The organism is Halomonas sp. 113 (assembly GCF_904067645.1).
Classification (GTDB): Bacteria; Pseudomonadota; Gammaproteobacteria; order Pseudomonadales; family Halomonadaceae; genus Vreelandella; species Vreelandella titanicae.
In genome coordinates this window covers 1,342,592-1,361,018 of sequence record NZ_LR881453.1, presented here as the reverse complement: position 1 = coordinate 1,361,018, position 18,427 = coordinate 1,342,592, and the positions used below count along the sequence as shown (strand labels likewise).

General features: G+C 55.2%; 21 protein-coding genes. 6 read left to right on the top strand and 15 right to left on the bottom strand.

Translation table 11 applies throughout. The annotated features are described in order from the left end of the window. Nucleotides 1-7 precede the first annotated feature (7 nt). From YERSI8AC_RS06485 to YERSI8AC_RS06460, 6 genes are all read right to left on the bottom strand, one after another. Complete coding sequence (locus YERSI8AC_RS06485) at nt 8-691, bottom strand: HAD family hydrolase (RefSeq protein WP_022520496.1); 684 nt, start codon at nt 689-691, stop codon at nt 8-10. Beyond that, complete coding sequence (locus tag YERSI8AC_RS06480; protein WP_159176349.1) at nt 688-1,839, bottom strand: ABC transporter ATP-binding protein; 1,152 nt, start codon at nt 1,837-1,839, stop codon at nt 688-690. Before YERSI8AC_RS06480 ends, YERSI8AC_RS06485 begins: the two co-directional genes overlap by 4 nt. Before the next feature lie 12 nt (nt 1,840-1,851). Then, nucleotides 1,852-2,718 carry a carbohydrate ABC transporter permease gene (locus YERSI8AC_RS06475; protein WP_022520498.1) on the bottom strand — a complete coding sequence of 289 codons (867 nt, stop codon included), beginning with the start codon at nt 2,716-2,718 and terminating at the stop codon, nt 1,852-1,854. 29 nt (nt 2,719-2,747) lie between these two features. Continuing rightward, nucleotides 2,748-3,638 (bottom strand): carbohydrate ABC transporter permease, encoded by an 891-nt coding sequence (locus YERSI8AC_RS06470; RefSeq protein ID WP_009287276.1) that lies wholly within the window; start codon nt 3,636-3,638, stop codon nt 2,748-2,750. A gap of 70 nt (nt 3,639-3,708) precedes the next feature. Beyond that, the gene (locus YERSI8AC_RS06465) at nt 3,709-5,028 is read right to left on the bottom strand and encodes an ABC transporter substrate-binding protein (protein ID WP_159176348.1); all 1,320 of its coding nucleotides are present in this window, start codon (nt 5,026-5,028) and stop codon (nt 3,709-3,711) included. A 192-nt stretch (nt 5,029-5,220) separates the two neighbouring features. Further along, a complete protein-coding gene (locus tag YERSI8AC_RS06460; RefSeq protein WP_022520500.1) occupies nt 5,221-6,171 on the bottom strand; it encodes a sugar-binding transcriptional regulator in 951 nt (316 codons plus the stop codon). 141 nt (nt 6,172-6,312) lie between these two features. Here YERSI8AC_RS06460 and YERSI8AC_RS06455 point away from each other — a divergent pair, with 141 nt between their 5' ends. Then, nucleotides 6,313-6,624: a hypothetical protein gene (locus YERSI8AC_RS06455; protein ID WP_022520501.1), complete on the top strand. Its 312-nt coding sequence runs from the start codon at nt 6,313-6,315 to the stop codon at nt 6,622-6,624. A gap of 20 nt (nt 6,625-6,644) precedes the next feature. Here YERSI8AC_RS06455 and YERSI8AC_RS06450 read toward each other — a convergent pair whose 3' ends face one another. After that, nucleotides 6,645-7,202, bottom strand: coding sequence for an NUDIX hydrolase (locus tag YERSI8AC_RS06450; protein WP_041157854.1), 558 nt, complete (start codon nt 7,200-7,202; stop codon nt 6,645-6,647). 94 nt (nt 7,203-7,296) lie between these two features. Between YERSI8AC_RS06450 and YERSI8AC_RS06445 the strand changes: the two genes are divergently transcribed. After that, on the top strand, nt 7,297-7,968 hold the full coding sequence (locus YERSI8AC_RS06445; protein WP_171051130.1) for a CoA pyrophosphatase: 672 nt from the start codon (nt 7,297-7,299) through the stop codon (nt 7,966-7,968). After that, a complete protein-coding gene (locus YERSI8AC_RS06440) occupies nt 7,965-8,633 on the top strand; it encodes a 2OG-Fe(II) oxygenase (protein ID WP_022520504.1) in 669 nt (222 codons plus the stop codon). Before YERSI8AC_RS06445 ends, YERSI8AC_RS06440 begins: the two co-directional genes overlap by 4 nt. A 14-nt stretch (nt 8,634-8,647) precedes the next feature. On the opposite strand, the gene YERSI8AC_RS06435 is transcribed toward YERSI8AC_RS06440, so the two are convergent. Then, nucleotides 8,648-9,604: a L,D-transpeptidase family protein gene (locus YERSI8AC_RS06435; protein ID WP_159176347.1), complete on the bottom strand. Its 957-nt coding sequence runs from the start codon at nt 9,602-9,604 to the stop codon at nt 8,648-8,650. A gap of 420 nt (nt 9,605-10,024) precedes the next feature. On the opposite strand from YERSI8AC_RS06435, the gene YERSI8AC_RS06430 reads away from it, so the two are divergent. Continuing rightward, on the top strand, nt 10,025-10,453 hold the full coding sequence (locus YERSI8AC_RS06430; RefSeq protein WP_138799955.1) for a PRC-barrel domain-containing protein: 429 nt from the start codon (nt 10,025-10,027) through the stop codon (nt 10,451-10,453). 182 nt (nt 10,454-10,635) lie between these two features. On the opposite strand, the gene YERSI8AC_RS06425 is transcribed toward YERSI8AC_RS06430, so the two are convergent. Further along, nucleotides 10,636-11,058 carry an OsmC family protein gene (locus tag YERSI8AC_RS06425; protein WP_022520508.1) on the bottom strand — a complete coding sequence of 141 codons (423 nt, stop codon included), beginning with the start codon at nt 11,056-11,058 and terminating at the stop codon, nt 10,636-10,638. Between the two features lie 204 nt (nt 11,059-11,262). On the opposite strand from YERSI8AC_RS06425, the gene YERSI8AC_RS06420 reads away from it, so the two are divergent. Continuing rightward, on the top strand, nt 11,263-12,168 hold the full coding sequence (locus YERSI8AC_RS06420; RefSeq protein ID WP_159176346.1) for a DMT family transporter: 906 nt from the start codon (nt 11,263-11,265) through the stop codon (nt 12,166-12,168). Here YERSI8AC_RS06420 and YERSI8AC_RS06415 read toward each other — a convergent pair. The 6 genes from YERSI8AC_RS06415 to YERSI8AC_RS06390 all read right to left on the bottom strand — a co-directional run bounded on the left by YERSI8AC_RS06415 (nt 12,122) and on the right by YERSI8AC_RS06390 (nt 17,701). Next, the gene (locus tag YERSI8AC_RS06415; RefSeq protein ID WP_041158127.1) at nt 12,122-12,970 is read right to left on the bottom strand and encodes an MOSC domain-containing protein; all 849 of its coding nucleotides are present in this window, start codon (nt 12,968-12,970) and stop codon (nt 12,122-12,124) included. The two genes, YERSI8AC_RS06420 and YERSI8AC_RS06415, sit on opposite strands and share 47 nt — an antisense overlap. Nucleotides 12,971-13,041: 71 nt before the next feature. Continuing rightward, nucleotides 13,042-14,037, bottom strand: a complete 996-nt coding sequence (gene gntR, locus YERSI8AC_RS06410) for a gluconate operon transcriptional repressor GntR (RefSeq protein ID WP_022520511.1) — start codon at nt 14,035-14,037, stop codon at nt 13,042-13,044. 86 nt (nt 14,038-14,123) lie between these two features. Continuing rightward, a complete protein-coding gene (locus tag YERSI8AC_RS06405; protein WP_022520512.1) occupies nt 14,124-14,651 on the bottom strand; it encodes a gluconokinase in 528 nt (175 codons plus the stop codon). A 29-nt stretch (nt 14,652-14,680) separates the two neighbouring features. Continuing rightward, complete coding sequence (locus YERSI8AC_RS06400; RefSeq protein WP_009287268.1) at nt 14,681-15,961, bottom strand: TRAP transporter large permease; 1,281 nt, start codon at nt 15,959-15,961, stop codon at nt 14,681-14,683. 2 nt (nt 15,962-15,963) lie between these two features. Beyond that, nucleotides 15,964-16,557 (bottom strand): TRAP transporter small permease, encoded by a 594-nt coding sequence (locus tag YERSI8AC_RS06395; protein WP_009287267.1) that lies wholly within the window; start codon nt 16,555-16,557, stop codon nt 15,964-15,966. Nucleotides 16,558-16,627: 70 nt separating this feature from the next. Next, complete coding sequence (locus tag YERSI8AC_RS06390) at nt 16,628-17,701, bottom strand: TRAP transporter substrate-binding protein (protein ID WP_009287266.1); 1,074 nt, start codon at nt 17,699-17,701, stop codon at nt 16,628-16,630. Between the two features lie 250 nt (nt 17,702-17,951). Here YERSI8AC_RS06390 and YERSI8AC_RS06385 point away from each other — a divergent pair, with 250 nt between their 5' ends. Further along, complete coding sequence (locus YERSI8AC_RS06385; protein WP_022520513.1) at nt 17,952-18,395, top strand: MarR family winged helix-turn-helix transcriptional regulator; 444 nt, start codon at nt 17,952-17,954, stop codon at nt 18,393-18,395. Nucleotides 18,396-18,427: the final 32 nt, after the last annotated feature.

Below are 18,427 nucleotides of genomic sequence, written 5' to 3'. Positions count from 1 at the left end.
GCTCTCGTTAAGGCGAAAAGCTGGAAGCCTTGGCTTGCCACTCGTTCACCAGGGCTTCCAGGCCGTGCATATGCTCTAAAATACGCCAGGCGCCGACTTGAGTAAGGCGCGCCGCTTGATCAACATCCACATGACTGGCGCCGACAAACCCAATCACGCACATTCCCGCGGCACGGGCGGCCGTCACCCCGGCCACGCTATCTTCTACCACTAGACAGTCCCGCGGCATTTGGCCTAAGTGAGAGGCCGCCAATCGGTAGAGTGCGGGGTCGGGCTTGGGGTGTGCTACCTGATCAGCGGTAAAAATGGGCACCTCGCCAAACGCATCGGCCAACCCTGTGCTTGCCAGTGATGCCAATACGCGACTGCGTCGACTGTTGGAAACCACCGCCTTTTCCAAGGTAATGCCACGAACCGCCTTGTCGGCGCCGTCTATAGCTTTAAGCTCCTGCGCCAAACGGGCCTCGATAGCAGTATCCACCTGCTCGGTGGCATCAGACGGCAGCGTGTGGGCGCTTAACGCTTCAAGATGAGCAAGAATAGCCGCCGTGGTCATCCCCAGCGCTTGGCCTAGTTCCTGGTCGATATTCAGATCGGGCAGCCAGCGGGAGAGGTACTCCACCAGCGTACCTTCAGCCAGCGCCTCGCTGTCGACCAGCACGCCATCACAGTCAAAGATGAGTGTCCTCATGCAGGCTCCTCAGAAGGCGAACCGGGCGCGCGGTTATCGTGTCGGGTTAGCCCTGCCAAGGGATGCTGTTGCAAGCTGGGTAAGGCCAGGCCGCCAGCGTCAAACAGGTGGGCGCGCTCGGGGGCAAAGCCGAAATGCACCGTATCGTTAACCCGATAGGCCACGTCGCCATCGGCCATAATCGTGATCAGTTCGTCGTCCATCTGGACATAGAGCGAGGTTTGACCACCTAGCCGCTCCAGTACTTTGATCTCGCCGCTCAGGGGCCCCTGATCTTCGAGCACTAAGTGTTCCGGGCGAACACCCAGCTCAAGAGGGGCGTTGGCCTCCAGGTGCTGACCGTCCACCGGCACGCTGCGTTCACCGCCGCCGGGCATACGAATCCCCACGCCTTCAGGCGAAACGCTGGTCAGCGTTACCGACAGAAAGTTCATTTTCGGCGAGCCGATAAAACCCGCTACAAAGCGATTGCGCGGATGATGGTAGAGCGCCATGGGCGAGCCCACCTGCTCGACCACGCCGTCGTGGAGCACAACGATTTTATCCGCCATGGTCATCGCTTCGATCTGGTCGTGGGTGACGTAGATCATGGTGGCGTCCAGCTCATCGTGCAGACGCGCCAGCTCGATACGCATCTGCACCCGCAGCGCGGCATCCAGGTTGGAGAGCGGCTCGTCGAACAGAAAGATGCTGGGGTTACGCACAATCGCCCGACCAATCGCCACCCGCTGGCGCTGACCGCCGGAGAGCGCTTTGGGCTTGCGGTCTAACAGCGGCTCCAGCTGCAAAATCTTGGCCGCCTCCAGCACCTTGGCGCGTCGCTCCTCCTTGGGCACCCCGGCCAGGCGCATGCTGAAGCCCATGTTGCCCTCGACCGTCATATGCGGGTAAAGCGCGTAGCTCTGAAACACCATGGCGAGGCCACGGTCTGCAGGGCCAACGTCATTGATACGCTGACCGTCGATCAAGATATCGCCATCCGTCGCGCTTTCAAGCCCGGCGATCATGCGCATCAGGGTCGATTTACCGCAGCCGGAGGGGCCAACGAAGACCACAAATTCTCGGTCATTAACCTCAAGGTCGATACCCTTGATGACCTCGGTGTCGCCGAAACGCTTGGTAATATTGTGTAGTTGTAGTGTTGCCATGAGGAAGATCCTTTACTTGACGGCACCAAAGGTCAGGCCACGCACCATCTGTTTTTGTGTCATCCAACCGAGTATCAAAATCGGCGCAATGGCCATGGTGGAAGCGGCAGACAGCTTGGCCCAGAACAGCCCCTCAGGGCTTGAGAATGAGGCGATATAGGCGGTTAACGGCGCAGCACTTGAGGTCGTTAGGTTGAGACTCCAGAACGCTTCGTTCCAACTCAAAATGACCGATAGCAGGCCCGTTGAGGCGATACCCGGCAGCGTGAGTGGCAGCAGCAGAAAGAACACTTCCTGGAGGGTGGAGGCGCCGTCCATACGCCCTGCTTCAAGAATGTCTTTGGGCATATCCTTGAAGAAGGTGTAGAGCATCCACACCACAATCGGCAGGTTCATCAGGGTATAGATGATGATTAGCCCGGTGCGGGTGTCGAGCAGACCAACGTCGCGGAAAATGAGATAAATCGGCACCAGCACGCCCACTGAGGGCAGCATTTTGGTGGAGAGCATCCACAGCAGCGTGCCTTTGGTGCGTTTAGTGGGCAAAAAGGCCATGGCGTAGGCTGAAGGAATCGCAATCAGCAGCGCGAAGAACGTTGAGCCAAATGCCACCGCAACGCTGTTGAGCGCAAAGCGTGCATAGCCAGAACGCGCGTGCACATCCTGGTAGCTCTCTAAGGTGGGCGAAAAAATCAGCGAGGGGTCGGCAATCGCCGCTGTTTCTGTTTTAAAGCCGGTCAGGATCATCCAGAAAATCGGAAAGAAGATCACCAGCGCCACCGACCACCCCAAAAGTGTCAGCAAGATGCGCTTGCTTTGCGCCGACCGCCACCCTGACACCGAGCGTGGCGCTGCGGTTTTGGAACTTAATGTTGTCATCGAAGTACTCCCAAGACACAAGTGCCGGTCTAATCTTCCAGATTCTTGGCTACCATACGAACCAGGAAGATCGCCACGATATTGGCGAGAATGATCGCAATCACCCCACCGGCGGAGGCAGTGCCTACGTCAAAATCCAGCAACGCACGAATGTAAATCAGGTAAGCCAGATTGGTCGTCGCCAAGCCAGGCCCACCGGAGGTGGTGACGAAAATTTCGGCAAAGATGGTCAGCAGGAAGATCATCTCAATCATGATCACCACGCTGATGGCACGCTTTAGATGCGGCAGAGTGATAAAGAAGAAAATCGCCACCGGCCCTGCGCCGTCCATCCGCGCCGCTTCCACCTGATCCTCATCCAGCGACTGCATAGCAGTGAGCAGAATCAGCAGTGCAAACGGCAGCCACTGCCATGCAACGATGATCACAATCGACGTCAACGGCAGCGAGGAGAACCAATCGACAGCGGGCAGGCCAATGGACTCAGACAGCCACGCCAGCACCCCGTTAGAGGGATGCATCATCATGTTTTTCCACACCAGGGCACTCACGGTGGGCATTACAAAAAAAGGTGAGATCGCCAGCACACGAGCGATCCCGCGCCCCGCAAACTCCTGCTGAAACAGCACCGCCAGCAGGGTACCGCCCACCACGGTAATCGCCAGTACCCATCCCACCAGCAACAGCGTGTTGCCCATAGCGGCCCATAGGGCAGGGTCGGTGAGAAGGTATTCATAGTTTTCCAACCCGGCAAAGCCAGTCATACCGGGCATTAGCAGGTTATAACGCTGGAAGGAGAACCATAGCGTCATACCCAGTGGCACAATCATCCAAAGCAATAGCAACGTTACAGCAGGCGCTTGAAGCGAAAGCGTCCGTAGCCCGCCGACCGTCCGGCCAGAAGCACGTGTTTTATTCATGGAAATACCTGCAGAAACAGTGTGGGGGCAATGCCTGCCGGGTTAGCCAAGGCAGGCACTGCGGGTCACATCAGTCTAGATAACCGGCACGCTGCATGGTGCGTTCGGTGGCACGCTGAGCACTGTCTAGCGCCTGCTCCACCGTGGTGTCACCGGTCAACGCCGCGGCAATGGTTTGGCCTACCTGAGTGCCGATCGACTGGAACTCTGGAATGCCCACAAACTGCACGCCCACATAGGGATTGGGTTCCAGGGTGGAGTCGGTAGGATCGGCGTCTTGAATAGCCTTCAGCACAAAGTCTGCAAAGGGGGCTGCTTCAGTGTACTGCTCATTGGCGTAGGTCGACTCACGGGTGCCTGGGGGCACGCTGGTCCAGCCTTCGGTTTCCCCGACCAGCTCAATGTACTCTTGTGAAGTCGCCCAGGTAATAAACTCAAGCGCCGCTTCCTGATTCTCTGAAGAGGCTGGGATAGCTAGCGCCCAGGACCACAACCAGTGTGAGCCTTTGGGTGTTTCTGCCACGGGTGCTGGGGCAAAGCCTAAGCTGTCCGCCACATCGGACTCATTGCCGTCATACAGCTTGCCCGCTGCCGAGGTGGCATCTACCCACATCGCGCAATTACCGCGGGAGAACAGCGCCAGGTTTTCGTTAAAGCCGTTGGAACTAGCGCCTGGCGGGCCGTAGTCGTTGAGCAGATCGACATAGAACTGGATAGCGTTGACCCAGGCTTCAGAGTTGAGTTCAGGGTTCCACTCTTCGTCAAACCAGCGACCGCCGTAGGTATTCACCAGTGTGGAAACAAAGGCCATGTTTTCGCCCCAACCTGGTTTACCACGCAGGCAGATCCCTGCTACCCCCTCTTCACTGCCGTGCAGCTCGCCCGCCCACTCACGCACCTCTTCCCAGGTGGGCTGATCGCTCATTTCAATACCCGCTTTCTCAAACAGATCCTGACGGTAGTACATCATTGAGCTTTCGGCGTAGAAAGGCAGCGCATGCAACGTGCCATCCAAGCTCAAACCATCGCGCACTGAGGTCAGTAGATCGTCTTCGTTATAGTCGTCGGGCAGGTTATCCAGGGGGGACAACCAACCACGCTCTGCCCAGATAGGCACTTCGTAAGTGCCGATGGTCATCACGTCGAACTGGCCGCCATCGGTGGCAATATCGGTGGTCATCCGCTGACGCAGCACGTTCTCCTCGAGCACCACCCAGTCCAGGGTGATATCGGGGTGAGCTTCTTCGAAAGCCTCGGTGAGGCTCTGCATGATCACCATATCGTTATTATTGACCGTAGCCACGGTAATTTCGGTTTGCGCCTGGGCATGGCCCGATATGGCAATGGCGGCCGCTAGCGTGGTAACGGGCAAGTGACGTGCGAGTCGCATAAAGCACTCCTATGGGCTGGTATTGGCATTGTTGTCGCCTTGATCTTATTGATCATCTATCGAACAAATGATCGTACGTAAGCCCAAAAAAAGCAAAGCCGATTAGCTTAGACTTTACGCTAATTCATTACCCCTAACGCATGTTGCAGTGCACCCACTTAGGTTTTAAAGACCTAGAGCGGTTTGAAAGCCCTAGAGTGCTTCAACGATCTGCCGAGCAGCCACTTCGTCAGTCACCAAGCCCTTCAGCCAGCCGCCGCGCAACGCGGCGTGAATCGCCGGGGCTTTTTCGCGGCCACCGGCAATCGCCACCATATGATGCTTACCAAAACGTTCCAGGGGAAGGCTGGTAACTCGCCGCGTAATCGAACAGTCGATCACCTCGCCGTCACGGTTCAGCGGCCAGCCTAGCAACTCCCCTACCGCTTTCAGTCCCAGCAGTTCATCCAGCTCGCTTTCGCTAATAAAATGGTCTTGAAACAGCGTGGCCTGGCGGTCGATGCGCCCAACGCCGATAAAGGCAGCTTCTGACTGCCGCGCCACATCGGCAATCGCCGTAAAGAGACGCTGGGCCAGCATTGCCTCTTTTTCAGCCAGCGACTCTGCCACCACCGGCGCGGGCAGTAAAAAGCGCTCACCACCGGTTTTATCCGCCATCACCATTACTGCATCGTAGCGGTTGGCCGAACCATCTCGGGCGACATTACCCACCAGCGACACAAAGCGATGCTGGGGCCGCTCAACACGACTAAGTGCTTCCACCGCTGCCCGCACCGAACGCCCGGTGCCTAGCGACAGAGTCAACGGTTCGCTGCGTTCAACCAGCTGCGCAATGCGCTCGGCAGCGGCGACTGCCAGGTAGGAGGCGGCGCCGTCGGCTGCGTGGCTATCGGCAGGTACCACTTCACAGAAGGTCAAGCCAAAGTGATCACGCAGCGTGCTGCCCAGCGCCATACAGTTAGAGATAGGATGATCAATATGTACTTTGACTAACCCCTCCTGGCGAGCCAACGCCAATAAACGCTGCACACCGGGTCTTGAGACGCCCAGTTGGCTGGCGATCTCATCCTGAGTCATTCCACCTACATAGGACATCCACGCGGCTCTGGCCGCCTGATCCAGCTTTACCTCAAATTTATCCATAGGATGGCTCATCTAACAGTCGTGGGTAAACGTCATAAAAGCATCATCATACAAAGCCAAGCCCGCGACCAGTAGTCGCCTATCCGCTAACATAGCCAGAGTTCAACGTTTCACACTGGATTGATCGTTTGGAGGTACAGTATGTATAAGCTCGCATTTTTTGTCCCCGTAGAAGATGCCGAAAGCGTTAAGCAGGCGGTATTCGAAGCCGGAGCCGGGCGTATAGGAGCGTACGAACACGCCTGTTTTCAAACCCGAGGCACGGGGCAGTTTCGCCCAACGGAAGGCGCCCACCCGCACATCGGCTCGGTGGGCAGCTTGGAAAAGGTCGAAGAGTTCAAAGTCGAACTGCTCTGCGATGAAGCGCACATTCACGGCGCCATCGCGGCCTTGAAGCTTGCCCACCCCTACGAAGAAGTCGCTTATGATGTGTGGCAACTCGCCGACCTATAACCAGACTTTTAAATAAAGTATTACGCACTACCAAAGTAACGCTCACGATCTTCTGGCGTTACCATGCTGATATGCAGCGGAAATTCATTGCGGGGGCGGTCGGCGTAAAAATGCTTGAGGGTGCGTTCAATCGTCATGAAGGCCAGCTCATCCCAAGGGATTTCATGCTCTTCGAACAGCGCGACTTCAAGGCTTTCCGACCCGGCGCTGAAGCCGCCGACTAGCTCGGCACGAAAAATCATATACACCTGATTGATATGCGGCAGGTCAATCAGGGTGTAGAGGTTGGCCAGTTCGACCTCGGCACAGGCCTCTTCACGGGTCTCTCTGGAAGCTGCCTGCTGGGTTGATTCGGCATTTTCCATATAGCCGGCGGGCAGTGTCCAGTAGCCTTTGCGCGGTGAAATCGCCCGCTTACAGAGCAGTACTTTACTACCGCTGACGGGCAGCGTGCCGGCCACGATGCGTGGGTTCTGGTAGTGAATCGTGCCGCAGGCATCGCACAAGTAGCGAGGCCGGTCATCGCCTTCCGGGACGGCAAAACGTACTTTATCACCACACTGGCTGCAAAAGTTCATCGCGTATTCTCAACGGCTAGTGAATAGAAGCCTCGACGCGCTTGACGTCAATGACCGCTGCTGGGTAAAAGAGAACAAAGTAACGGGATACCCCATGTTAGAGAAACTGCGTAAACAGCTGCAACAGCTGACTCCTCAACGCTTGGATCACATCGTGATGCCCGAGGCCGCCGTGCTGTTGCCGATTGTCGAGCGCCCAGCGCCTACCTTGCTGTTTACCCGGCGGGCCAGCCATTTGAGCACCCATAGCGGCCAAGTGGCGTTCCCAGGCGGCAAGCGCGAGCCCTTTGATAGCGACCTTTACGCCACGGCACTGCGCGAGGCAGAAGAGGAGATTGCCCTCGACCCCGCTCTGGTGCAACCCCTGGGGCGGCTGTCGGACGTTATTTCGCTGCACGGTATTCGCGTTACCCCCTGGGTGGGCATTATTCCGCCGGATTTACCGCTGATTGCCGACCCCGGCGAGCTAGACGCTATTTTTGAAGTGCCGCTAAGTCACTTTCTAGAAGATCACCGCACCCATACCGACGTGATTACCGTGGATGGCGTTGCCCACTACGTGCCCAGCTATCATGTGGACGGCCATGTGATCTGGGGATTATCTGCCATGATGCTGGTCGAGTTACTGGCCGAGGGCTTCGGTATGCCAATTGATTTATATCAGCGCCCCCAGGGGCCGCTGCGCCACCACCCTGAGCGCAAAAACCGCCTATCGACACCCTCGACAACCGTTTCCAGTTCGGCGCCATCGAGATCCAACCAATGACACCCAGTGTTGCTACATCTTCACCTGCGCTTCAGCCCACGACGCAGGTCGCTCTTGTGGATGCGCTGGTTGAACAGGGCTGGTATGTGGGCCGCGGGGTTATTGACCTGGAGCTATGCGGCGCGCTGAATAATGAGCTTCTACACCGGGCGGCCTATAACGGACTGGATGAAGCGGGCATTGGCCGCGGTCAACAGCACCTGCTGCGTAAAGATATCCGCGGTGACGCTATTCACTGGCTTGATCGAGAAAGCGCTGCCCAGCGGCGTTACTTAGACGCCATGAGCGAGCTACAGCAGGCGCTTAACCACGCGCTGTTTTTGGGCTTATTTGAGTACGAAGCCCACTTTGCCCACTATCCGCCGGGGGCTTTTTATCAGCGCCACCTGGATAGCTTTCGTGGTCGCGCTAACCGCGTGATATCCACGGTCGGCTATTTGACGCCGGACTGGCCCAGCGACGGTGGCGGTGAGATGGTGATCTACCATCCGGACGACCCCAGCCAAGAGGTCGCCCGGGTGGTACCCGAAGCGGGTACCTTCGCCTGCTTCTTGTCTGAGACCATTCCCCACGAAGTACTGCCTACTCGCTGCCCGCGTACCAGCATCGCGGGCTGGTTTCGGCGCAATGCATCGCTGGGTGGGGTGTTGGATCCAGCACGCTAGCGCTGCACGATCGTTTAGCTAATCGGCACAATCTGGCCATTCGCTCGCTCTAATATTTCACTTACCTGCTCGTAGTTGGCGCTGGAGGCACCACTACCGTCATGCTTTTCAATTAAGCCAACAACGTTTAACAGCGTTTCCATACCAAATACTTGCTCATCCGTCGCAGTGAAGGCTTGTATGTAACGCTTCCCCCCTTCACCCCAGCCGACTTTGATTGGTGAATCGATAATATTGACCTGGGTGCCTACCGGTACCCGCCAGAAGACCGACTCAATATCTTCCGGGTGCATTCGTATACAGCCACGGCTGGCACGCATACCAATGCCATCTGGCTGGTTAGTGCCATGGATCAGGTAACCGGGAATATCCAGCAAAATAGCGTATTCACCCAAGGGATTATCGGCGCCAGGGGGAACCACCGCTGGGGCTGGCTCGCCCCGCTCGGCGGCTTCACGACGAATCGACTCAGGTGGATACCAGGCCGGGTTTTCAAGCCGCATGGTGGTTTCGGTAATTCCCAGCGGGGTGTTATAAGCATCCCGCCCGATACCAATAGGGTATGTTTCGACCCGCGGCGTCTCGCCCTCTGCTACCTCGGGGTAGTAGTAAAGGCGTAGCTCTGCCACGTTAATCACAATGCCGCTACGCGTCTCATCGGGAAGAATATACTGCCCGGGGATCGTCACCTCGGTGCCTTCTCCCGGTACCCATAGGCTGGTATCCGGGTTGGCCATACGAATTTCTTCGTAACCCACGTTGTGTGCCCGGGCAATATCCAGCAGCGTATCCTCTTCGGTCGCCGTGACGGTATACACCTGGCCCACCATATTGCCCTCTTCAGGCAGCAGAAAATGCCCTTTAGGCAGCTCGCTGCTATCGGCCACAGCACTTGAGGCTAATAGCCAAGCGCCTAGCGCAACGCTACTGACGCAGAGCTGCTTAATAATCTGCAAAGGGTGGGAAGTCATGGTCAGGATTCTCCTTTTTATGTGACCTCACTTTTATCAAACCAAGGATAAAAAGCGAGCCATTTGGAGACGAATATGAACACTGAGCGAAGGCGGGTCAACTCGACAGACTGCCGCACGACGGCGCGGTGTAGGCCCATGAGGGCGGAACAGCAGCGGTTATGTTACTTAAAAGTTTCACTTGAAAGGTTGTATTTTTGAACACAGCGACTAACCTGATAGTCGTCTTGGCGCAGTGAAGCGCCAGATAGCGTCAATTATCCTAGTGCATTAAATAACCAGGGTAATTAACACACTTAGGAATAATAGTATCGGCGTTGCTATCGCTTATTTTAGACGAAGCCAATACCGCCACTATTGATTTATTCGGGTTGTTACGCGGAGTCGTTAAGCCCAATAAAATCGCAAGGAGCAAGCAAAATGAAAACGATCAAACCCGCTATTCTAGGTACACTCATGGTTCCGGCCTTTATGTTTGCCGCTGGCAGTGTAAATGCTGAAGAGAGTACCACCACCATGGAAGCAACTTACCTGACGGAAACGCCAGAAAACACTTTCCATGCTGACGCTTTAACCGGCAACCAAGTCAAAAGCAGCGTCGAAGATGACGAAGATATCGGCACCATCACTGATCTGGTAATCGGTGAAGACGGCCAGATCAATGCTGTTGTTGTTGGCGTTGGTGGTTTCTTAGGTATGGGCGAGAAAAACGTCGCTATTGAATGGGACTCGCTTGAGCTGACCAAAAACGAAGATGACGATGATTATGTCATCACCGTTAATGCGTCAGAAGATGCGCTAGAAGCAGCTGAAGAGTACAATCGCAACGAAGACGAAGACAACAAATAAGCACCAGTCAGTAAATAAAAGCCTTGGCAATTGCCAAGGCTTTTTTAATGCCTATAACTTAAAAAAACACCTAAGAGGCTAAAATTAGTTTAGTCAACAAAATGGCTCGCGCACACTGTTTATACGCGAGCCATCTCTATTAAAAAACTATCTTCTTATAAGCAAATCACAGTCTAAAAAATTTAGGACTTCAGTTTAGCCGTCATGCTAATATCCGCATTAAGTACTTTGGAAACTGGGCAATTCGCTTTAGCCGTTTCCGCTGCTTCCTGGAATGCGGCGTCGTCAGCGCCACTGATCTCAGCCTCCACGTCCAGGTGAATTTTCGAGATACTGAACCCAGCATCGCTTTGGGAAAGAGTCACTTTGGCGCTGGTTTCGATGGCGTCAGCGGTATAGCCTTTCTCGCCCAAAATCATTGAGAGCGCCATTGAGAAACAGCTGGCGTGCGCTGCGCCAATCAGCTCTTCGGGGTTGGTACCTTTTTCATCTTCAAAGCGCTTGCTGAAGGAGTACTTGGCATCTAAAACGCCACTTTCGGTTGAAACGGTGCCTTTACCATCCTTGAGACCACCTTCCCAACGTGCGCTAGCTTTACGATCCATGAACAACTCCTTGTGTGTGCGATTATGCATAGACATGTTATCAGACAAGGCCTAACGGCAGTTGCCGCTCGACCACCTAACCAGCGTAGCTGATTTTCTCCTGTTCTGCCGAACCCGTGCTTCAATCACTTCCATCCCCTTCTATTCGGCCTTAAGCTAGTTAGCTACCTAACTGGATCACCTCTTGAACGTTAAGGACTCGCCATGTCGTCGGCTGATGCGCTGCGCTTGATACTGCTCTCTTCGCTATGGGGCCTGTCATTTATCTTTATGCGCGTGGCCGCCCCCGAATTCGGTGCAGTGCCTTTAGTGCTGGTGCGCATGGGCATTGGCGCGCTGCTATTGATGCCGCTGCTGATCAGCCTGCACTACCTGAGACTCATCTGGCAGCATAAGGGGCCGCTGCTGTTTTTAGGGGTAGTCAATCACGTACTGCCTTTTTCACTGCTGGCACTTGCCACCACGCGCCTTGAAGCGGGCTTTACCTCGCTGATTAATGCCACCACGCCGATTTTCACTGCACTAATTGGTGCGCTATTCTTCGCTACCGCGATACAGAGCCAGCAGTACCTAGGACTTGCCTTGGCACTCCTGGGTGTTTATGTGCTCTCTGCCGATCGGCTCGATTTTGCCCTGGGCGGCGACGGCTGGTTCATTTTGGCCGTTTTAGGCGCCACGTTTTGCTACGGTATTGCGGGCAACTACTCAAAAACACGCCTTGGCCATCTACCAACCCGTGTGCTGGCCGCAGGCAGCAGCGCCATGTCGGCGCTGGTGCTGATGATTCCCGGCATATTGCTGTGGCCAAGCGAACCCATTAGCCCACTGGCGTGGGGCAATGCCTTGGCCTTGGCTGCGCTTAGCACCACGCTGGCTTTTCTGCTCTACTTTGGCTTACTCGCCAGCGCGGGCGCTACTGCCACCTCAACGGTCACTTTTCTGGTGCCGGTGAGCGCGCTGATATGGGGCTATCTGCTGCTTGGCGAAACGCTCAACCTTCAGATTATCGCCGGTATGGTGATAACCCTTATCGGCACGGCGATTGCCACTAAGCTGCTGCGCATTAAGCGTCGCGAGTCGCCGCCGCCAGTCTATCCCCCACACGAATAACGCTGCCTGCGCCTTCAAGCAGCGTGGCATTTTGGCCAAAATGCGCGCCTTTAAGGTTGGGTTGCGTATTGAGTTCAATCAAGGTTTTTAGCGGTTCAGCAGGGGCAGGCACTGCCGCCGTATGCTGATCGATGGTGGTGATTTTGCAGCGCTTACAGGGCTTACGTAACGCTAGCTGAAAGGTGCCATTTTGCTCAGTCAACGTTGCCCAGCGATCTTCCGCCCACGCCTCGTCACTCTCTACGACGATATTGGGCCGAAAGCGGTTCATGGGCACAGGAGCATGCCCGCCTGCCACTAACGCTTGATTTAGAGCGTCTAACGACCCCGTAGTGGCAACCAAAAAAGGGTAACCGTCGGAAAAGTAGGTATGCGCCGCCCCGCCATCAAGGAAATCCTCTTCAACGGCACGGGTAAACTCGGTAGCAAAGCGCACCATGCTAAACCCCTGAACCTGCTCGCCTAGGGCGGCGACCAACCAGCGCGATACTTCATCGCTCTCCGGCAGAGCTTTGCAGTGGTCATTCCACACGCTGACCAGGCGCAAATTTCCCTCTGGCTCGGCCAGCGGTACGCTCATAGGCTCGACGTTAGGATGCGACAGCACCAAGTGCTCATCGGTCAGCGCGACCTCAACGGTGGCAAGCGCCGGGAGTTGGCGCTGGGTCACAAAACGCTGCTGCGCGTCTACCAGCATCCAGCGGCGATCCCAGGCTAGCCCGTGCTCTTGCAGCTCGCTTTGAGTCACGCTGATGCCTTTTAGCGATTTGACGGGGTAAATATTGAGTTGAGTAATCTGCACGACGGCCTCGCGACAAAAGTAAAAGGCTACTTTAGTCATTTACGCCGCTAACGGCTACTTGATAACGCGCTTTATAAGGTCATCCCCACTTCAATACGATAGCCCAAATCAACCACTTTTTGGGTCTGCTTCTCACCGCGAAGCCGCGCTAATAGCTCCCCCGCAGCCGCTTCACCGATGGCCTGACGGGGGGTGACCACACTGGCTAGGCGTGGTGTCATTACATGGCCTACATCGTGGCCGTGGAAGCCCGCCAGCGCCATCTGCCCTGGTACGTCAATGCCCCGCCGCTGACACTCGAAATAGGCCCCAACCGCGACGTCATCGTTGGTGCAGAACAGACCATCCGCCGTGGAGTAGTCAGTGATCACCTGTTGCAGCAGCGCCGCTCCCACACTGTAAGAGGAGCGCTGGGCGCTCTGCAGGGTAACGGGCGTCAAGCCGTGCTCTTCCATGGCGCGGCGATAGCCCTGTTCGCGCTGGCGAGTACGCTCATCCAAGCGTACCGCCAGATATATCACCTGGCGTCGACCCCGTAAGATCATCTCGCTGACCATGTCGTAGGCAGCTTGAACGTTGTCGTAGCCCACCGCCTGCTGTAGCGGAGGGCGGTGGGTGTCCATGATTTCTACAATCGGAATACCGGCGGTTTCCAGCATTCGCAGGCTGCGCGAAGTGTGGTCACGATCTGACAGAATGATGCCGTCGACATTATAGGAGAGCAGCGATGCCAGGCTGCGCTCTTCAAGCTCTGGGCTATAGCCATAGTGAGAAAGCATCAGGTGATACCCCGCCGGCTCCGTCAGCGTTTCGATACCGAGGATAACATCGGCGAATACCTGGTTGGTAAGCGATGGTACCAGCACCCCGATAGAGTGGCTGGTCGATCTGGAAAGCAGATCCGGCGCACGGTTGGGAATATAACCAATCTGTTCGGCAATCGAGAAGATGCGTTCGCGCAGGCCTTCCGAGACCGTTTCAGGGTCACGCAGGCAGCGGCTTACCGTCATTTTGGTAGCCCCTACGTGGTCGGCAATATCCTGCAGGGTGGGACGTTTTTTCTTCAAAAAGTAACTGCCTTATTCAAGGTGTAAGCATTGAGGTCTTCCCTAAAGCTGACCCCAATGCTTATTTTTCCTTTAACTTACTTCCTTTAAATGGGCGAGCGGCTGGGCGTCGGTAGCGTGGCAGCAAATTGCGTAATGATCGCTTGGGGCGATAAGGCAATCGAGGCATTGAAGGCCTCCTCTTCACTGGGCGGTTCCAGGTCGGCCAGTTGACTGGCCAACATGGTATCGCCTTTGAAGAAGTGTCCAGCCCGGGTTTCAAGCCGTTCAAGCAGTAGCTCCCGGCTGCCCTCTAAATAGAGAATCTGCAGCGCTGGGTCGCCTTGCCGCAGCCGATCACGGTAGCGCTTTTTTAATCCGGAGCAGGCAATCACCAGTGACTCACCCCTTGCCCGATACTCGGCAAACAGCGCCGCCAAGGTGTCCAACCACTCACTCCGATCATCGTCGTTGAGCGGCTTGCCACTGGCCATTTTGGCCACATTGGCGGGTGAGTGATAGTCATCGCCATCGATAAACGTGGCACCCAGAGTCAACGCCAACTGGTGACCAATGTGCGACTTTCCGGAGCCGGACACGCCCATCACCAAAATACGATGCGAGTGGGTCTTCACTGCGGCTCTCCTATTCATTACCAAGAACCTTAATTGCCGCGCACGGCGGTAAGATCAGGCAGCCAAGTCACGATGCCAGGGAAAGCGATCAGAATTACCAGCACGACTAAGAGCGCCACATAGTAAGGCAGCATGGCTTTGACTAACGACTCCATGGAGACTTTACCCACACCACAACCTACGTAAAGGCAGGTACCTACCGGCGGGGTTAGCAGCCCAATGCCCAATACAAACGCCATCAGTACGCCAAAGTAAGCGGCATCAACACCTACCGAAGTCACGATCGGTGCCAGCATGGGCGCCATGATGACCATGGCCGGCGTTAAGTCCATTACGAAACCTACCAACAGCAGCAAAGTCGCCACAATCAGCAGCAGCATAAACGGATCTTGAGTGATCGCTTGCACTTGGCTGACCAGGGTTTGTGGCACCATATTGATGGTAAGGAACCAAGCAATAACCGTCGCAAACGCTAGCAGCATCATCACCATGCCGGTCAAACGAGCAGTGCGAATCAGCATACCGCCGAGCTCTTTGATCTTGAACTCACGGTAAACCACCAGCGAAATAGCCAGCGCATAAAGCAGTGCCGCCACGGCCGCTTCGGTGGCGGTAAATACGCCGCCAATAATACCGCCAATCACGATGACCGGCAGAACAAGTGCAAGCCAAGCATCTTTGAAGGCTTTCCAGAGACGATCCCAGCGGAACTGCTGCACGCCGCCGCCATCCTTTTTGGCAAGAATATAGGTGGTCACCATCAGCGCAAAGCCAATCAACAGCCCTGGAATGATACCGGCTATAAACAGGCGGCTAATCGAGGTTTCAGTGACGATGCCGTACAGAATCAGCGGGATGGAGGGCGGAATAATAATTCCGATCACCGACGACACGGTATTGATTGCGGTAGCATTAGCTGCGGTGTAGCCCTGCTCTTTCATAGAGGGAATCATCATCGCACCAGTAGCGGCCGTATCGGCCACCGCTGACCCACTGATGCCGCCAAAGAACATCGAACCGGTAATGGCAACCTGCCCTAGCCCGCCGCGCATAAAGCCGACCATAGCGCCAGCCAGTTCCATCAAGCGACGAGCAATACCGCCATTACTCATCACCTCACCGACTAAAATAAAGAACGGAATGGCGAGCAGCGGAAAGCTGTTCACCCCACGAATCGACTGCTCGATCATAATCGACAGCGGAATATCTGAGAGTACCGCCATGACCAGCGCCGCCACGCCTAAACCAAAGGCAATGGGCAGCCCAATAACGATAGAGACCAATAAAATGGCCAGGAAAATCCATAGCATGATTAGCGCTCCCGCTCAGAGTGGCGAATAACGTTAAGGCTGACCCACATTCGCCACACCGCTACCACCGCAATAAAGATGACACACAGCACCAGAGAAAGGCTGATAAAACTCAATGGCACATCCATAATCGCTGAGCGCCCGCTTGAACGCGACAGCACTTGGTAGCCACCCCAAATCATTACCACCATTAGGCCGGTAATAATTAGGTGCTGCAGTAAATAGAGCATGTGTGCCAAGCGCAGCGGCAAGCGCCGTACTAAGGCATCAACGGCAATGTGCTCGTAACGGGAAAACGCCGCAGCGGCCCCGATAAACACCAGCCATATAAACAGCATGCGCGCCAGCTCATCGGCCCAGGGCAGTGAGTAATTAAACAGCGCGCGCCCTACCACGTTGCAAGAAACGGACACAATCAACGCCACTAAAATAACGCCGATAAGATACTCCATACCTAAGGTTAGCCAGCGGAACAGTGCAGGGCCTTGGCGGGTATCGGTATCGATTTCCAGCAACTTGCGATTGGGGTCATCCAGATACACCGATGGATCTTCAATCGGCGTGGGGGTATTTGGGGGTGTAGAGGAGAGTGACATAGGAGCTCCAGAAGCACTGACACGTTGGGCAGGCTCGATGGCCTGCCCAACGGTGCGCTAAACGTAAGGTTTAGTTGCTGCTCTCTTCAACGATCTTTTGAATGTCGGCGATCAGGTCTTCGCCAATACGCGGCGCCCACTCTTCATAAACCGGTTGAACGGCATCTTGGAACGCGGCTAACTGCTCGTCGTCCAGGCGAGTAATTTCCATTCCTCGCTCTGCTAGCTGATCCCGAGACCAGTCATCATACTCAGCAGACAGCTGAATTTCATATTCAGCGGACTGGCGAGCGGCTTCCAGCACCAACTCTTGATACTCAGGCGCCATGCGATCCCAAGTACGCTCGGAAAGCATCATGATAAAGGGAGTATAGACGTGGCGTGTTTCAGTGCCATAGTCCTGCACTTCGTTGAAGTTAGAGGTCAGGATGGTGCTCCAGGGGTTTTCCTGACCATCAACCACGCCCTGTTCCATGGCGGAGAACAGCTCACCAAAGGCCATTGGCGTGGGGTTGGCACCTAAGGCTTCCCAAATCGCTAGGTGTACCGGGTTTTCCATGGTACGAACGCTTAAACCGCGCACATCTAGACCTGCAACGTCATCAGGACTAGCCACCGGTCGAGCGCTGTTCGAAAGCTGACGATAGCCATTTTCAGAGAAAGCGAGTGCTTTCAGACCGGTGCCTTCAAAGGCGTCCAGCATGTCCTGGGCAACATCGCTCTGCATGACCGCTACAGCGGCTTCACGACTAGGTAGCAGGAAGGGCAGATCAAAAGCGGCCAGTTCTTCAACGTAACCAGTGGTCGCCGAGCTAGAGGGATAGGTCATATCCAGCGTACCGGTTTGCAGCATTTCCATCATTTGAACGTCGTCGCCTAACTGACTGTTAGGGAAAACGTTAACCGTAATGCGGCCGTCGGTGCGCTGCTCCAGAATCTCACCAAAGTATTGGCTGGATAGGTACTGCGGAGAGCTTTCCGCCAGGCCGATCCCCATGCGCAAAGTATGCGAGCCGTGGTCGCCGACTACCTCGCCTTCAATTTCAGGCGGATCAGAGAGCTCCGGGCTTTGGGCATGGGCCATACCAAATGTCAGGGTGGTCGCGCCGACTAAGGTCAGCGTGTTGCGCCAAATAGAGGTCATAGCGTTGTCTCCAAATACTCATTGTTGTTAATGACTGGGTTGTTAATAGCTGAGTCGTTAATAGCGATGTTGTTAATGGCCGATTCAATGAACGGCAATTTGTTACCGGTAACATTGAGTATGCGAAGGCTAGCTACCCGCCTTGTGCGTGTCAAAACAAAACTGCCAACTTACGACCAACGTCTAGGGATAGCCACTAACTGCTTCCCGCGCTACATTAGGCGATGTATTTCGGATCGGAACCATACTTGTGCAACCATCTTGTAGCGAATTAGAGCTCGATCACCAACTTTGCTTTGCGCTCTATTCAACCTCGTTGATGATGACCAAAGTTTATAAACCCTTGCTCAAAAAGCTGGGACTTACTTACCCGCAATACCTGGCGATGCTAGTGCTGTGGCAAAACGATGGCATCACGGTAGGCACAATGAGTAAGCGCCTACTAACCGATCCTGGCTCACTGACGCCACTGCTCAAGCGCCTTGAAGCCGATCAGTTGTTGAATCGCAAACGCAGCCACGAAGACGAACGCGTGGTCGAGCTTTATCTCACTGAAAAAGGCAAAGCGTTGCGCGAACAGGCGTGCCATATTCCAAGCTGTGTGGTGCATGCCAGCGAGCAATCGATCGAGGCACTGACCACGCTGAAAGAGGACTTAGTGCGGCTGCGTGATAGCCTGCAAAAGAACCAATAGCCTTCGCTTTCTAGCGCAGGGCATAGAGATTT

Excerpts from the sequence above, each read along its gene's own strand:
- YERSI8AC_RS06485 (WP_022520496.1), bottom strand. The coding sequence starts at position 691 with ATGAGGACACTCATCTTTGACTGTGATGGCGTGCTGGTCGACAGCGAG.
- YERSI8AC_RS06480 (WP_159176349.1), bottom strand. The coding sequence starts at position 1,839 with ATGGCAACACTACAACTACACAATATTACCAAGCGTTTCGGCGACACC.
- YERSI8AC_RS06475 (WP_022520498.1), bottom strand. The coding sequence starts at position 2,718 with ATGACAACATTAAGTTCCAAAACCGCAGCGCCACGCTCGGTGTCAGGG.
- YERSI8AC_RS06470 (WP_009287276.1), bottom strand. The coding sequence starts at position 3,638 with ATGAATAAAACACGTGCTTCTGGCCGGACGGTCGGCGGGCTACGGACG.
- YERSI8AC_RS06465 (WP_159176348.1), bottom strand. The coding sequence starts at position 5,028 with ATGCGACTCGCACGTCACTTGCCCGTTACCACGCTAGCGGCCGCCATT.
- YERSI8AC_RS06460 (WP_022520500.1), bottom strand. The coding sequence starts at position 6,171 with ATGGATAAATTTGAGGTAAAGCTGGATCAGGCGGCCAGAGCCGCGTGG.
- YERSI8AC_RS06455 (WP_022520501.1), top strand. The coding sequence starts at position 6,313 with ATGTATAAGCTCGCATTTTTTGTCCCCGTAGAAGATGCCGAAAGCGTT.
- YERSI8AC_RS06450 (WP_041157854.1), bottom strand. The coding sequence starts at position 7,202 with ATGAACTTTTGCAGCCAGTGTGGTGATAAAGTACGTTTTGCCGTCCCG.
- YERSI8AC_RS06445 (WP_171051130.1), top strand. The coding sequence starts at position 7,297 with ATGTTAGAGAAACTGCGTAAACAGCTGCAACAGCTGACTCCTCAACGC.
- YERSI8AC_RS06440 (WP_022520504.1), top strand. The coding sequence starts at position 7,965 with ATGACACCCAGTGTTGCTACATCTTCACCTGCGCTTCAGCCCACGACG.
- YERSI8AC_RS06435 (WP_159176347.1), bottom strand. The coding sequence starts at position 9,604 with ATGACTTCCCACCCTTTGCAGATTATTAAGCAGCTCTGCGTCAGTAGC.
- YERSI8AC_RS06430 (WP_138799955.1), top strand. The coding sequence starts at position 10,025 with ATGAAAACGATCAAACCCGCTATTCTAGGTACACTCATGGTTCCGGCC.
- YERSI8AC_RS06425 (WP_022520508.1), bottom strand. The coding sequence starts at position 11,058 with ATGGATCGTAAAGCTAGCGCACGTTGGGAAGGTGGTCTCAAGGATGGT.
- YERSI8AC_RS06420 (WP_159176346.1), top strand. The coding sequence starts at position 11,263 with ATGTCGTCGGCTGATGCGCTGCGCTTGATACTGCTCTCTTCGCTATGG.
- YERSI8AC_RS06400 (WP_009287268.1), bottom strand. The coding sequence starts at position 15,961 with ATGCTATGGATTTTCCTGGCCATTTTATTGGTCTCTATCGTTATTGGG.
- YERSI8AC_RS06395 (WP_009287267.1), bottom strand. The coding sequence starts at position 16,557 with ATGTCACTCTCCTCTACACCCCCAAATACCCCCACGCCGATTGAAGAT.
- YERSI8AC_RS06390 (WP_009287266.1), bottom strand. The coding sequence starts at position 17,701 with ATGACCTCTATTTGGCGCAACACGCTGACCTTAGTCGGCGCGACCACC.